The 13,402-nt window shown below is 62.9% G+C and carries 13 protein-coding genes, 1 tRNA gene and 1 pseudogene; 9 read left to right on the forward strand and 6 right to left on the reverse strand.

What is annotated here, in order from left to right; all coding sequences use genetic code 11:
• From FNJ47_RS38180 to mobB, 3 genes are all read right to left on the reverse strand, one after another.
• Nucleotides 1–647 (reverse strand): MFS transporter (locus FNJ47_RS38180; RefSeq protein WP_163161000.1); only part of this gene is annotated, 647 nt, incomplete at its 3' end.
• A 323-nt stretch (nt 648–970) separates the two neighbouring features.
• A complete protein-coding gene (locus tag FNJ47_RS38185; protein WP_163161001.1) occupies nt 971–1,240 on the reverse strand; it encodes a sulfurtransferase TusA family protein in 270 nt (89 codons plus the stop codon).
• Between the two features lie 57 nt (nt 1,241–1,297).
• On the reverse strand, nt 1,298–1,843 hold the full coding sequence (gene mobB / locus FNJ47_RS38190) for a molybdopterin-guanine dinucleotide biosynthesis protein B (RefSeq protein WP_163161002.1): 546 nt from the start codon (nt 1,841–1,843) through the stop codon (nt 1,298–1,300).
• Between the two features lie 234 nt (nt 1,844–2,077).
• On the opposite strand from mobB, the gene FNJ47_RS38195 reads away from it, so the two are divergent.
• Nucleotides 2,078–2,389, forward strand: coding sequence for a hypothetical protein (locus FNJ47_RS38195; protein ID WP_163161003.1), 312 nt, complete (start codon nt 2,078–2,080; stop codon nt 2,387–2,389).
• 307 nt (nt 2,390–2,696) lie between these two features.
• Here FNJ47_RS38195 and FNJ47_RS38200 read toward each other — a convergent pair whose 3' ends face one another.
• Entirely contained in the window at nt 2,697–4,646 is a 1,950-nt protein-coding gene (locus tag FNJ47_RS38200; RefSeq protein WP_163161004.1) for a molybdopterin biosynthesis protein, read from the reverse strand.
• Nucleotides 4,647–4,655: 9 nt separating this feature from the next.
• A complete protein-coding gene (locus FNJ47_RS38205; protein ID WP_163161005.1) occupies nt 4,656–5,765 on the reverse strand; it encodes a molybdopterin-binding protein in 1,110 nt (369 codons plus the stop codon).
• Between the two features lie 183 nt (nt 5,766–5,948).
• Here FNJ47_RS38205 and FNJ47_RS38210 point away from each other — a divergent pair, with 183 nt between their 5' ends.
• Nucleotides 5,949–7,160, forward strand: coding sequence for an ABC transporter substrate-binding protein (locus FNJ47_RS38210; protein ID WP_163161006.1), 1,212 nt, complete (start codon nt 5,949–5,951; stop codon nt 7,158–7,160).
• 69 nt (nt 7,161–7,229) lie between these two features.
• Here FNJ47_RS38210 and FNJ47_RS38215 read toward each other — a convergent pair whose 3' ends face one another.
• Nucleotides 7,230–8,195: a TAXI family TRAP transporter solute-binding subunit gene (locus FNJ47_RS38215; protein ID WP_163161007.1), complete on the reverse strand. Its 966-nt coding sequence runs from the start codon at nt 8,193–8,195 to the stop codon at nt 7,230–7,232.
• 119 nt (nt 8,196–8,314) lie between these two features.
• On the opposite strand from FNJ47_RS38215, the gene FNJ47_RS38220 reads away from it, so the two are divergent.
• The 7 genes and pseudogenes from FNJ47_RS38220 to FNJ47_RS51810 all read left to right on the forward strand — a co-directional run.
• The gene (locus tag FNJ47_RS38220) at nt 8,315–9,283 is read left to right on the forward strand and encodes a Bug family tripartite tricarboxylate transporter substrate binding protein (RefSeq protein ID WP_163161008.1); all 969 of its coding nucleotides are present in this window, start codon (nt 8,315–8,317) and stop codon (nt 9,281–9,283) included.
• A gap of 136 nt (nt 9,284–9,419) precedes the next feature.
• Nucleotides 9,420–9,495, forward strand: a tRNA-Ile gene (locus FNJ47_RS38225).
• A gap of 345 nt (nt 9,496–9,840) precedes the next feature.
• Nucleotides 9,841–11,034: a hypothetical protein gene (locus FNJ47_RS38230; RefSeq protein WP_163161009.1), complete on the forward strand. Its 1,194-nt coding sequence runs from the start codon at nt 9,841–9,843 to the stop codon at nt 11,032–11,034.
• Nucleotides 11,034–11,630 (forward strand): hypothetical protein, encoded by a 597-nt coding sequence (locus tag FNJ47_RS38235; protein WP_163161010.1) that lies wholly within the window; start codon nt 11,034–11,036, stop codon nt 11,628–11,630. Before FNJ47_RS38230 ends, FNJ47_RS38235 begins: the two co-directional genes overlap by 1 nt.
• A 9-nt stretch (nt 11,631–11,639) precedes the next feature.
• Nucleotides 11,640–12,032, forward strand: coding sequence for a DUF4145 domain-containing protein (locus FNJ47_RS38240; RefSeq protein WP_163161011.1), 393 nt, complete (start codon nt 11,640–11,642; stop codon nt 12,030–12,032).
• A 14-nt stretch (nt 12,033–12,046) separates the two neighbouring features.
• Nucleotides 12,047–12,292, forward strand: a complete 246-nt coding sequence (locus FNJ47_RS38245) for a ComEC/Rec2 family competence protein (RefSeq protein WP_163161012.1) — start codon at nt 12,047–12,049, stop codon at nt 12,290–12,292.
• A gap of 593 nt (nt 12,293–12,885) precedes the next feature.
• Nucleotides 12,886–13,175: pseudogene (locus FNJ47_RS51810) on the forward strand (beta-ketoacyl-ACP synthase II); the annotation flags it as partial.
• Between the last annotated feature and the right edge of the window lie 227 nt (nt 13,176–13,402).

The following is a 13,402-nucleotide window of genomic DNA, read 5'->3' on the forward strand; positions in this document are numbered from 1 at the left end:
ACGCCCACCGAGGTCGGCGTCTTGAAATAGTTCATCAGCCTGTCCGCGAGCGGCGCACCGATCATCGCGCCGCCACCAAAGCCCATGATCGCCATGCCGGTCGCCATGCCGCGGCGGTCGGGAAACCATTTCACCAGCGTCGACACCGGCGAGATGTAACCGAGGCCTAGGCCGACGCCGCCGATCACGCCGGAGCCGAGCCACATCAGCCAGAGCTGGTGCGTGTAGACGCCCAGCGCGCCGATCACGAGACCGCCGGCCCAGCACAGCGCCGCGACGAAACCCGCCTTGCGCGGACCGACCTTCTCGAGCCAGCCGCCCCAGATCGCAGCCGAGACGCCGAGCAGCACGAAAAACAACGTGTACATCCAGCCGAGGCTCGCGACCTTCCAGTCGCAGCTCGTCGTGAACAATTCCTGGGCGAGCGAAATGTCGGGGCAGGCCTTGGGCGCGGTCAGCCCGATCGCGCGCGACAGCGGCAGCCAGAACACCGAGAAGCCGTAGGCCATGCCGATGCACAGATGGATGCACAGCGCCGCCGGCGGCACCAGCCAACGGTTGAAGCCGGCGGTCGCGATCGTGTGTTCCTTGTCGAGGAAACCTGCGCCTGCAGTCGATACGCGGCCGGCGCTGCTCATCGTCGTCATTGAAACCTCCCCTGCAGCCGCCATTGGGTCAGGCGCATCTGCGTCTTCGATCCCGTCTCAGCACGTTGCGGCAACCGCCAGCCCGGCTACTCCGCACATTCCCTCGGTGCGCCGGGACCAACCACGCGCACTCTGGAAATGTTAACCCCCAACGCGAACGGATATGCCGAGCCGTGCAACCCGATCCGGGCGCGGGCCGGTTTTTGTCCGTCCACGTGCCCACATCCGGGCACAGCTCCACCTGCACAAGCCGGTGGAGCTTATCAATTCGCGCAGAAGGGGAAATAGGTGTCGATAGGCAAAAGGTAGATATCAGGCTGTCTCTAGCGCGTGCGCGGCGCTGCAGCATTTGATTTATCTATCATTCCATTCGTCTTCTCGATCAGGAAAACGATCCGAACGTCGCTTCGTTCGGTGATCTCAACCTTGTCGCCGGTCTCCTGGATCAGCGCCGGGATATCGATCACCGAAAGCGGATCGGTGCAGTGCACCTCGAGGAAATCTCCTGCCGTCACGCTCCTGAGGGCCTTGCGCGTCTTCAGCGCAGGCAGCGGACATTTCAGGCCGGTGAGATCAAGCTTTGTCGTTGTCATGATTGGACCTTGGCGAAGCTGCCCTGCATCGTCAACGCCGGCGCTTCCTCGCCCTGTTCAGATATCGGCCGGAGCCGAAGCGAGCACATCGTCGACGGGACTCGCGGAACGCAGCATCAATTCGGCAACGTCCTCGATGTCGTCGAGATGCGCGATCGGCAGCGTGGTTTCAATCGCGACGTCGCTCGCGATCCCGACCACGCGTGGGTCATCGGGAAACAGCAGCGGCTTGCCGTTGGCGGCGCGATACACCTCGATCTTGTTGACCGGCTCGCGCTTGAACCCCTCGACCACGACAAGATCGACCGGCGCCATCTTGGCAAGCAGCTCCGGCAGCCGCGGCTCGTCGGCGCCGCGCAGCTCGTGCATCAGCGCCCAGCGTCGTGTCGAGGACACCAGCACCTCGGTCGCGCCGGACTGCCGGTGCACCCAGGAATCCTTGCCGGGCACGTCGACATCGAATTCGTGGTGCGCGTGCTTGATCACGGAGACGCGCAGGCCACGGCCCAGCAGATAGGGGATCACCCGCGACAGCAGGGTGGTCTTCCCGGCACCGCTCCATCCCGCGAGGCCAATCACTTTCATACGCGTCTCCGAAGGCATATAGCGTCCAACGCTGCTTATATCAGGCTTGACGCAATGTCATGCCAGCCTCGCCGGGCGGAAACATCGCAACCCGCTGGAAGCCGGTGCCGTTGCCCGGCGCCCCTCCAGGAGGAACCGTTGCACGCTTCATCGTATGTCACGCGTCATCTGACTATCCAACGGATATACCTCCAAGTTTCCAATGCGCGGGACGACCGGAACACGATAACATGCATTGTGGGAGTACCACGTATGTCTCGCTCGCCTTCGATCGTACCGCATCAAATCGACCACGACACCTATGTGGTGCTGAACGATTTCGGCCGGCTTGGCCGTGCCTGGTGCGAAACCGACGAAGAAGGTGCAGACCGAAAAACGCTGATCCGCCGTCTCCTGGATGACCATTACAGCCATCCGGTGCGCATCGTGGCCTTCAATACCGCTGAAGGATGGTCCCGCGACGTGACGACCGATATTGCCGACGAGCTTCGGCGCCGTTTCGTCGAATACGATGAGGTCCCGCGCTCCGTGCTGGAGTTCGTCGAGACGGCCATGCGGCACTGAGCAGTATCCGCAACCGCACCGAGACACGCGGCAAGATAGCCCGACGGGCAACTCGGAAAAACCCGTCAATCCGCGCGAACGCAAAGCTCAGGCCATCATATCGCGAGAATGCGTGAGTGCGACTCGCAAGCGGTGCAGCTGACTCAGTGCCGTCCCGGCGAAGGCCGTGACCCATAACCACAGGGTTGTGTTGTTGAAGAAGGCTGTGGCCATAGCGTCGCGCAACAATAAGCATTGGTGATTATGGGTCCCGGCCATCGCCGGGACGACAGTTGTGATTGGTGTGGCTGCGCGGCCGCATACTCGGCTACGCCGGCCTGAACCCCGCCGCAGTCAACGCAGCCCGCCCCTCCCCCGATGCCAGCGCGTCGAGAAAAGCCTGCACCGCGGGCCGCTGCTTGCGTGCCGTCACCAGCGCGAAGTCGTAGTGCTCTTCGGCAAGCGGAATGAAGCCGAGCCCGGACGCAAGGGCGACCGGCGCGATGGTCATGCCCCAGTCGGCGCGATGCTGCGCCACCGCTGCCGCGACCGCATTATGCGAGCGCGGCTGATTCCAGTAGCCGTCGGGCCGGTGGCCGCCCAGCAGGCGATCGATCAGGATGCGAGTGCCGGCGCCCTGGTTGCGGTTGACCATGATGCATGCGGGATCGGCGAGCGCGGCGCGCACCGCCTCCTCCGCGCTCAAGCCGACAAAGCGCGCATCGTCCTTGCGGAACACGATGCCCTGCATGCGCCGCCAGCCCGGCACCAGCTCGAGGCCGTCGGCCAGATACGGCGCGTTGTAGGTCCCGGTCTTGTCGTCGAACAGATGGATCGGGGCGAGATCGCATTCACCGCGCTTGGCAGCCGCGAGCCCGCCGAGGCTGCCGACCGCGATCGACCGCACCACAAGGCCGGCATGCGCCAGCGGCGCGGTGACGAGATCGAGCCCGGTGCAATGGCTGCCGACGATGACCAGATCGGGCACCCGCACATGCGGCGTGAACAGCGTCACCTCGGCGTCGCTGCCGGCCGGCAGCTGGTCGGCAAGTGCCTCGATCTTCAGGAAGCCGTCGGCTTGCGCGAACGACGTGATCGCGCCCGAGCCCTTGCCGCTGGGATAAGCGATCAGGCCGTCGGCACCTTCGACCAGCGACACCATCACGAATTCGGTGCGGCCGAGCTCGGAGGCGATACGCACCGGCACCTTCGCCGCCACCTTGGCATCCGAGCGCGGCGGCAGGCCGGCCATCCGCCGCAGCACCGGCACGATCATATCGTGGAAGGTGAACATCGCCGAGGTCGGAAAGCCCGGCAGGATGACCACCGGCTTGCCGTCACAGACCGCAAGGCACAGCGGCTTGCCCGGCTTCAGCGCCACGCCATGCGCGATGATGCCGGGCTTGCCAAGCCGGGCGATGATCCGATGCGAGACATCGCCCGCGCCCTTGGAAGTGCCGCCCGACAGCACCAGCATGTCGCTGTCCGCCAGCGCCTTGCGCATCGCGGCTTCGAGCATGGCCTCATTGTCGGCGATCGCGCCAAGGAACGCCGCGTCGCCGCCGTTCTCGGCAATCGCCGCGGTGACGATCGCGCCATTGGTGTCATAGATCGCGGCCGGCCGCAGCTTTTCACCCGGTTGTACCAGCTCGTCGCCGGTCGAGACGATCGCAACGCGCGGACGGCGCGTCACCAGAACCTCGGCAATGCCGCAGGCCGCGAGCATGCCGATCTCGCGAGAGCCGACGATCGCTCCCGCGCGCAGCAGCGCCTCGCCGCGCGCGATGTCGGAGCCGGCGTAAGACACGAACTGCCCGGGCGACGCCGCGCGGCGGACCTCGATCGCATCATGGCCGACAGGCTGGGTGTGCTCGACCATCACGATCGCGTCCGCGCCGCGCGGCACCGGACCGCCGGTTGCAATCGCGGTCGCGATGCCCGGCAGCACCGGCAGGGTCGGCGCGGTGCCGCACGAAATGGTCTCGCCGTTCAGCGCGAGCTGCACCGGCGCGGCTTCGCCGGCGTGCGCAACATCGGCCGAGCGCACGGCAAAGCCGTCGACATTGGAGCGATCGAACGGCGGCACGTCGATCGGCGCCACCACGTCCTCCGCCAGCGCACGGCCGAGCGCGTCGGCGAGCAACCGCGTCTCGGACGGCAATTGTCGCGGGAACAGCGCCGCCTCGAAGCGCGCGATCGCTTCCTCGCGCGACAGGATGGTCAGGAATTGGTCCTGCTCAACGGACGGATTGGGTTTCGGCGTGAATGGTTGGCTCATCTCGGGAACTCACTCCCGCAACATATAGGCATCGACAAGTGTGCCCGCAGCGAAGCCTTCCGCGGCGCCAGGCACGATCAGCAGGCCTTCGGCGCGCGCAATGGCATCGAGCGACAGGTCTCCGATCGCAAGCACGGCCCAGTAGCCCTGCTGACGCGTCAGCAGCACCACCTCCGCAATACCGACGCCGGAGGCGATCTTGCGTTCCAGCGTCAGCGCCAGCGTCGTGCGCGGGCGTCGGCCCGACAGACGATCAAGCAGGGGAAGCGCAATCGCCCACCACAGCGCGAACGCCTGATCAGGCGCACCCGGCAGGGCGACGACCGGCATTGCATCGATCCGGCCGACCGCCGCGGTGCGCCCCGGTTGCAGGGCAATGCCATGCGCGATCAGCGTGCCACGCGTCGCCAGTGCATTAATCGCCGCATCGGTGCGACCGACTCCGGTGCCACCGATCGTGACAATGAGATCGCAGCCACCGGTATCGAGCGCGTTCGCAATCGTTACTATGTCCGGTCCCACCTCACTGCAGAGGACCTCGGCGCCGGCCAAGCGCGCAGTGTCCGCGATCAGTTGCGCGGTCAGCTCACCGTTGGCGATATTGACGATGCGAAGCCGCGGCCGGCGCACGCGCAACAGCGCCAGCCCAGCCGCCCGCGCGAGCAGCAGACCGCGCGGCAGCAGTGGCTCTCCTGCAGCGATCACAGCACGCCCGGCGGCAACGTCGCTGCCGGCACGCCGGACGCCCTGCCCCGGGATAGCTTCGGCAAGCACCTGCGGCAGTGGACCGGATGTGTCGACGGCATCCGCATCGACCACGCAGTCGGTGCCGTCAGGCAGCGCAGCGCCGGCTGCCACCCAGACCGGGAGTTCGGTCACCGCCAACGGCGCATAGGAGGAGGCGCCGACCAGGTCATTGGCGCGCATCGCCCAACCGTCGCCGACCGCGACATCGTGCGGCGGGTAGGCGTGCAAGGCCGGCATCTCGGCTGCGATGCAGCGCAAGGCGTCGGCCGGCGGCAATTCGATCGGCTGGACCGGCACGAGATCGCGCAGCACGGCCGCCAGCGCCACGTCGAGCGCGGTGAGCGAAGCCGGAAGGCGCTGGGCAGTGACCATGGCCCGCTATGGACTGAATCGGCCCCGAAAGAAACCGGCTTGGGCTGTGCCGGGGCACCTCCATTAGACCGATGGCGCGTTGACGCGGACCCCAAACTAGTTGCAAAAGAAACCAATATAACCGGGTTCCAGAGACCCGGGACAACCATAATGGCCAATGCGCCAATTCAGGAGGGAGACAGAATGATCGCCACCAGACTAGCCATGTTCGGGACGCTCGCAGCCGCGCTGCTGGCCTCCTCGGCCGTATCGGCACAGGTGTCCGACGACATCGTCAAGATCGGCGTGCTGACCGACATGAATGGCCCGGCCTCGACGCCGACCGGACAGGGCTCGGTCACCGCCGCGCAGATGGCGGTCGACGACTTCGGCGGCAAGGTGCTCGGCAAGCCCATCTCGGTGATCGTCGGCGATCACCAGCTCAAGCCTGATATCGGCGCGACCATCGCGCGGCGCTGGTATGACGTCGATCAGGTCGACCTCATCGTCGACGTGCCGGTCTCGGCGGTCGGGCTCGCGGTGCAGAACATCGCCAACGAGAAGAAGAAGCTGTTCATCACGCACTCGACCGGAGCGACCGATTTCCATGGCAAGTTCTGTTCGCCCTATGCGATGCAGTGGGTGTTCGACACCAGGGCGCTTGCGGTCGGCACCGCGCAGGAGGTGGTGAAGCGCGGCGGCGACAGCTGGTTCTTCATCACCGACGACTATGCGTTCGGCCACTCGCTGGAGAAGGACGCCTCCGCGATCGTGACCAAGAACGGCGGCAAGGTGCTCGGCGCGGTTCGGCCGCCGTTCGCCACGCCCGATCTATCGTCCTTCATCCTGCAGGCGCAGGCCTCGAAGGCCAAGATCATCGGCATCGCCGGCGGACCGCCGAACAACACCAACGAGATCAAGACCGCGGCCGAGTTCGGCGTCTTCGCCGGCGGCCAGCAGATGGCAGCGTTGCTGGCTTTGATCACCGACATCCACTCGATCGGGCTGTCGGCCGCGCAGGGCCTGTTGCTGACCACCTCGTTCTATTGGGACATGGACGACAAGACCCGGGAATGGTCGAAGCGCTATTTCGCCAAGATGAACCGGATGCCGACGATGTGGCAGGCCGGCGTCTACTCCTCGGTGACCGCCTATCTGAACGCGATCAAGGAGACCGGCACCGACGATCCGCTCAAGGTCGCGGCCAAGATGCGCGAGAAGCCGGTCGAGGATTTCTTCGCCCGCAACGGCAAACTGCGCGATGACAATCTGATGGTGCACGACCTCTGGCTGGTCCAGGTCAAGACCCCGGCCGAATCGAAATATCCGTGGGACTATTACAAGATCCTGGCGAAGATCTCGGGCGAGGACGCGTTCGGCCCGCCGGACCCGGCCTGCCCGATGGTGAAGAAATGACCGCGTAGCGTGGCGGCGAGTAGCGAACAGATGTTGTCGTTCGCCACTCGTCCCGCACTATTCGCAATTCTACTTGGCCACCCCGATCTCGCGGAAATATCGAAGCACGCCCGGGTGGATCAGGTTGATATCAGGCGCGGCGGCGACGGTGTTCGCCGCTGTGGTCTCGCAAGCCTGGGCGAGCTTGGTGCAGAAAACAGCCTCGACGCCATGCAGCGTCTTCGCCAGCCGATAGGCGACATCATCGGGCAAGGTGTCGCGCACCAGGATGTAGCTCCAGGAGCCGACCGAAGAAATTGCGGCAGTCTGCTTAGGATAGCTGCCGGCCGGAATCATAAGCGGCTTCAGGAAAGTGTGCTTGGCGCGGATGCGCGCGATCTCGTCCGCAGTCGGCGCGATGAAGCGCGCACCGGTCGCGCTCTCGGCCATCTTGGTGAAGCCCGGCCAGCCGATGCCGGCGCCCCACAGCGCCGCAGCGCGTCCGTCCTCGACCATCGCCGGCCCGTCGCCGGCTCGATCGAGATAGATCGACTTGAAGTCCTCGTCCTGCTTCAGCCCGATGCCGTCGAGGATGTAGCGCGACAGGATCGGCAGGCCGGAGCCCTTGGCGCCGAAGGCGACCGGCTGGCCGACCAGATCCTGGATCGTCTTGTAGGGGCTGTCGGCGCGAACCACGAACATGCCGGGGCTCGAATACATTGCGGTGAGGATCTTCAGCCTGGCCGGCGGCCGGCCGATGCCCATGAAGGCCTCGTAGGACGGTTCACCCGCAACGGTTGCGATATCGACACTGCCGGCCTCGAGCAACGGGATGTTCTCGTTGGAGCCCTTGGTGTTGCGCGGCTCGATCGACAGCGTCGGATCGGCTGCGTTCATGACCTCGGCAAGTGCATTGCCATAGAGCGGAAAGCCGCCGCCCGGCGTCGCCGTGGCGAAACTGATCGTGGTTTTGGAAATGGTCTTGCTCCCCTCTTGCGCCGCCGCACCGCCCGCGAACAGCAGCGCGCCGGCGCAAATCATAACAGCGAATTTCATCCCGAGCCTCAAGCATTCCAGATGAGCCAGACTATCGTCGCACGGGCGGGGTCGTAGGCAAAACCAGCGTTTTGTGAAACCATGACGGCAACAGTCACAAGAAAATGACGGGAGATACGATGATCCGCTTCGCACGTGCTGCTCTGCTTGGTTTGGCCTGCTGTCTTGCTTCGCTCAGCCCCTCATCCGCATCCGACTATCCGAACCGTCCGGTGCGCTGGCTGATCGGCTTTGCCGCCGGCGGCCCGGTCGACATCGTCGCGCGCATCATGAGCCAGTGGCTGTCGGATCGTCTCGGCCAGCAATTCGTGGTCGAGAATCGTGCCGGCTCCGGCGGCAATATTGCCGCTGCCGCCGCGATCAACTCGGCGGCGGACGGTTACACGCTGCTGTTCGTCGCACCCAACAACGCGATTTCGACCTCGCTCTACAAGAAGCTGCCCTACGACTTCCTGCGCGACACGACGCCGGTCGCCAGCATCATGCAACTCACCAACATGCTGGTGGTCTCGAATGCGATGCCGGTGAAGACGGTTCAGGAGTTCATCGACTACTGCAAGGCCAATCCGGGCAAGATCGCCTACGCCTCGTCAGGCAACGGCACCTCGGTGCACATGTCGGCTGAGTTGTTCAAGGCGATGACCAAGTGCGACATGCAGCACGTGCCGTATCGGGGATCGGCGATCGCCTTCCCCGACATCATCTCCAACAAGGTGCAATTGATCTTCGATAATCTGCCGTCGGCGCTGGAGCAATCGCGCGGCGGCAGCGTTCGCGCGCTCGGCGTGACCTCGCCGCAGCGCTGGCCTGGTGTGCCCGATGTGCCCGCGATCGCCGAGACCGTGCCGGGCTTCGAGTCGGTCGGGTTCTACGGCATCTCGGCGCCGAAGGGCACGCCGCCGGAAGTCATCGAGACCCTCAACAAGGCGGTCGGCGAGGCCTTGAAGGACCCCAAGCTGGTGGCCCGCCTCGCCGAGGTCGGCGGCATCCCGAAGCCGATGACCCCGGCCGAATTCGGCAAGCTCGTCGCCGACGAGACCGAGAAATGGCGCAAAGTCGTCGAGTTCGCCGGCGTCTCGGTGGATTGAGGGCCGTGGCGGCTCGGGAGGCCGATGCGGCCACGTGCGGCACGAGGGTTCCGGGGCGGCATTGCCGAAACCCCACGCACCCTGTAAACGGAGCCCGCACCGTTGCCGGCCGCCCCCCGCGGCCCGCAAGGCGGCGGGGCCTGTAGCTCAATGGTTAGAGCCGGCCGCTCATAACGGTCTGGTTGCAGGTTCGAGTCCTGCCGGGCCCACCAATGAGATCAATGATGTTGTGCGGACACTTTGAAAACGACTCGATTTGCGGTTTAAGAACGACTCGATTTCGTTTTGAGAACGACTCGATTTCAGATCCCACTGACACCGCTGACAAATTTCGCCTCGATTTTTCGCCGATTTTTTGAGCGCCAAAAAAGCGAGGGGGGTCCTTTTGCCTATTTGCAGCAGGAAGCACGGGGTTTTCTGCGCTTGGCGAGTCCTCGTGGTGTTGAATTGAAGGTTTCTGGTTGGCTTTGAGGATGCTCACCTGAGTCGCCGATTGTGGTGGGCGTTGGCTTGGCCAGCTCGGAAAGGTAGTATGATATCGGATTTCAACCTCAGGCATGATCTCATATCGCGAAAAGCCGCCCGACGAATGGATACAGATGTTCACGCTACCGAACATCACGATCGAGGAGCCCGTTGAGATAGATGGCGTTGCAATGGTTTCTGCCCATGACGCACGGGCGCAGGCGCTTGCCAAACGCCATAAGCGGTTCTCGATGTACCTAAATCGATTCACGTCCGAGTTCGGCCAGCAGATTAGCCCTAGCCTGATCTTGGTGAGGGCGGACAAGTTTCAGCAGTACCGGACCGTCGAAGCGTTGGCGGGATTCCGTGACGCCGTGGCGATGGCGACCATTCCCTATGCCTGGGCGTATGTCCTGCGGTTCGAGAACAACCACAACATCAAATACGCCAACTGGTTTTCGTTTTACCCGTGGCTCGTGGATGCGAAGTATGAGGGTCTGGTCATGCAGAGCATGGCGCAGACCGGCTGGCATGAGGTCAGAGCGATGAAAGGCCAGACCAACCCCGGCCTCTCGCACATGACCTTACCCGAGAAATCGGTTGATAAGGCCATCTTGAAACCGTTGCTGGAGCGCTGGGTAGCGCGGTTCGGATCACCGAATCCGTCCAAGAAGGATACGTCCCTGTTTCGGTCGCTGAATATGGCGCTTTCAGCAGCGATGCTACCTGGCAACGTCGAAGTGACGATCTATGACCTTGGCCGAGCCATCGCTCTTTGGGTCAGCGCGTTTGAGATCCTGACCGACAGCGGGACCTGTGATGCGGTTTACAAGCTGCTGGAAAGCACGAAATGGAATCTGTCGGATAATACCGACGCGATTTATCAGCCGCACAAGTACAAGCCGGGCCAACCCCGCCGACCCCTTCCGGTTTGGCTGTGTGGAGCAATGAACCATGCCCGGAATGACTTCATCCACGGCAACCCGATCGACTCAAACCGTCTGATCGTGGCGCCGGGCAAACGTCCTCTCCATCTCTATACCGCCCTGCTCTACAGAATGGCGCTGACGGCGTTTCTCGACCTCAAGCCGCCACCTGTGATCAAGAAGGAACGTGAAAGCGATTATGAGGCCCATTGGCGAACCCTGCATGACTACGGCTGGTACCAAAGCAACATCGAAGCCGCCATCGCGACGGTCATGTTCACCCAGGAGGAATACCGGGCCATGAGACAGGGTAAAATCGACCAGGCCCGTATCCGAAGCCGACACCGGCCGGTGACCTGATGTTCCCCATCCATCATAAGTTTCCGAACGAAATGGCTATTGTCGGCCGGATACTGGTTGACTACGGCGAGATCGAAATCGACCTCCTGAATTGCATCCAGATGGCGCGCGGCCGGGACATGAACTCGACCATGAAGACGATGTTCAGGGTCCGGGGTGAAATGAGCCGCATCCAGATCGCAGACGCGCTTGGACGGGTGCCATACACCACGCTGGGTCTAAGCGACGAGTTTGCGATGATGATCGATGCCTTCCACTACTGCCGGCGCATCAGGAACAAGTACGCCCACGCCTACTGGCATGACCCCGTCCAGGGCAAACGGCTCTGTTACGTTTCGCTGGAGGACCTGGCCGAGGAAAATGACCCGGTCAATGACCTCGGGCGGCTGACGTTCTTCTTCCTCGACGAACCCCTCCTACTCAAGCAGGAGGCGTACTTCGATTTCGTTCGCGGTCTGCTGTCTTACCTCAACTGGGAAGGCCAGTTCCGTTCGAAGCTTATCAAATCGAACGCGATCAAGATGCCGACGGCGGCACAGAAACCACCGTTTTTCACGACTAAGTGGCACCCAGACGACGGGCTGATGCCAGCCTAGGAGATATCCTTGCCTCGCAGAACATCACACACTGCCGAACAAATCACTGCCGCGGTCAAAGAAATCCAGGAGCAGACCGACCGCGGCTCGGCCATCGTCGGCGCAGCCATGATGGAAGAAATGATGGCCGTTGTGTTTCAGAAGCGCATGTCCGACATGAACCGCACTCACTACGACGCCTTCTTCGGACAGAATGGCCCTGGCGGAACGCTCAGCAACAAGATCGAGCTGTTCTATGCTTTTGGGCTCTGTAATGAATCGCTGTACAAGGCGATGCACGGCATCCGGTCAATCCGAAACAAGTTCGCCCACAGGATCGAGCCGCTGAGAAGAAGAGCAGGACGGCGGGCTGGCAGCGCAGGGCAGGGCAGGCCCATCCGTCTGGATCGCCTCACCCGGTGACCTTAGCGACAACGATGCGCTTCAGCGTCTCTCACCGTAGTCGATCTGGTCGAGCGCGCGCGGGGTTGGCTAACCCGCGGATCACCTATTTCCCCGTCGGCAACGGCGACTGCTCGCTGATCACCCTCAGCGACGACACTCAAATCGTTATCGACTGCAACACCACCCAAGAAGCCAGCGACGAGGACGACCCCAGCCGCTACGACGTGCATCAGCACCTGCTCGATTTCGGCAAGAAGCTCGACGGCGAGATTCGGTGAGAACAATCCCCTGGGCTGTCGGCAATCCGATGCTTCGGGCCGCCGTACATTTTCGGCTTCCTTCTGAGACAATATTTTCTTTAGCCGCTCGACCTCGCCTTCCAAGTGAGCGATTCGCTCAACGAAATAGTCGATTTGCGAATAGTCCAGATTGGCCGTGAACGAGTTCAGGATGGTCCAGCATTGTCGAAACAGGCCTTCGCAACTTACGAGCGCCTTTCATTGTGTCGAACGCATTCATCTAGAGCTTTCCTGCAAGACACATCAACCCTTCATCTGCGAGCGCGCGTGTCTCCGTATGGGAGCATTCTCTCTCCGCGCGCCCGCCCCCCAAGCTACGCCGATATCTAAATAACGAGGCCGGAAGAAACGTCCCGATGCGTTATTCATTCGTGACTAAGTGCTACTCATATTTAAGTCTGCAACTCGTGCCGCAACTTACCAGCCATCAGCCAGGTTGCAGAGCGAGCCGACGTCCGGATCCTTCTGTTCGACGGCGCGCACCTGATATTCCTCAGCTGCGGGTGCGAATTGGCGTGGTCACGCCTGCTGGCAGGCCAACCGGGCCTCACCATCCTGCTCGCATGGGCGTCGATCGAGATCGCGACGGCTTCTTATCGGCCGAAGGAGCGGGAATCCCGGTGCTTGGGGATCTCGAGCATGCCTTGGCTCGCGGTGCAGTCCCGGTTGCGGAAGTTGTAGAGTACGGCACTTCGGCTGACGCCCACCATATCACGCCGGGGCCAGAAGATGGTTCGGGAGCGCGGCGGGCGTGCTATGGAAGGCTGCCTTACACCAATCTGGCCTGGACCCTCACGACGTCCAACATCTCACCGCTTATTCGACCTCGACGCCCGTCGGAGGTCCGATGGAACTAGCTAGCTAGGGCCGTGTACCCAAAAACCCAGCGGCGTGATTCAACGAACGCAAAGTCCGCTTCGCCGCCTATAGCGGCTGAGTTCGTGCGGCGGCGCAATATGTCGCGATGGGCCATGTGTGGACGGCTCCGGGTTGGCAAGGAGAATCTTCACTTTGCAGCATTGGTCGGAGCAGCCATGTGTTCGGCCTGTTGACGCGGTACCCATGACCGCTGGCCATAATGCCCTCCGC

Origin of the sequence: Bradyrhizobium uaiense (assembly GCF_010811875.1) — a bacterium.
GTDB classification, from domain to species: Bacteria; Pseudomonadota; Alphaproteobacteria; order Rhizobiales; family Xanthobacteraceae; genus Bradyrhizobium; species Bradyrhizobium uaiense.

Excerpts from the sequence above, each read along its gene's own strand:
- FNJ47_RS38185 (WP_163161001.1), bottom strand. The coding sequence starts at position 1,240 with ATGACAACGACAAAGCTTGATCTCACCGGCCTGAAATGTCCGCTGCCT.
- mobB (WP_163161002.1), bottom strand. The coding sequence starts at position 1,843 with ATGCCTTCGGAGACGCGTATGAAAGTGATTGGCCTCGCGGGATGGAGC.
- FNJ47_RS38195 (WP_163161003.1), top strand. The coding sequence starts at position 2,078 with ATGTCTCGCTCGCCTTCGATCGTACCGCATCAAATCGACCACGACACC.
- FNJ47_RS38200 (WP_163161004.1), bottom strand. The coding sequence starts at position 4,646 with ATGAGCCAACCATTCACGCCGAAACCCAATCCGTCCGTTGAGCAGGAC.
- FNJ47_RS38205 (WP_163161005.1), bottom strand. The coding sequence starts at position 5,765 with ATGGTCACTGCCCAGCGCCTTCCGGCTTCGCTCACCGCGCTCGACGTG.
- FNJ47_RS38210 (WP_163161006.1), top strand. The coding sequence starts at position 5,949 with ATGATCGCCACCAGACTAGCCATGTTCGGGACGCTCGCAGCCGCGCTG.
- FNJ47_RS38215 (WP_163161007.1), bottom strand. The coding sequence starts at position 8,195 with ATGAAATTCGCTGTTATGATTTGCGCCGGCGCGCTGCTGTTCGCGGGC.
- FNJ47_RS38220 (WP_163161008.1), top strand. The coding sequence starts at position 8,315 with ATGATCCGCTTCGCACGTGCTGCTCTGCTTGGTTTGGCCTGCTGTCTT.
- FNJ47_RS38230 (WP_163161009.1), top strand. The coding sequence starts at position 9,841 with ATGATCTCATATCGCGAAAAGCCGCCCGACGAATGGATACAGATGTTC.
- FNJ47_RS38235 (WP_163161010.1), top strand. The coding sequence starts at position 11,034 with ATGTTCCCCATCCATCATAAGTTTCCGAACGAAATGGCTATTGTCGGC.
- FNJ47_RS38245 (WP_163161012.1), top strand. The coding sequence starts at position 12,047 with ATGCGCTTCAGCGTCTCTCACCGTAGTCGATCTGGTCGAGCGCGCGCG.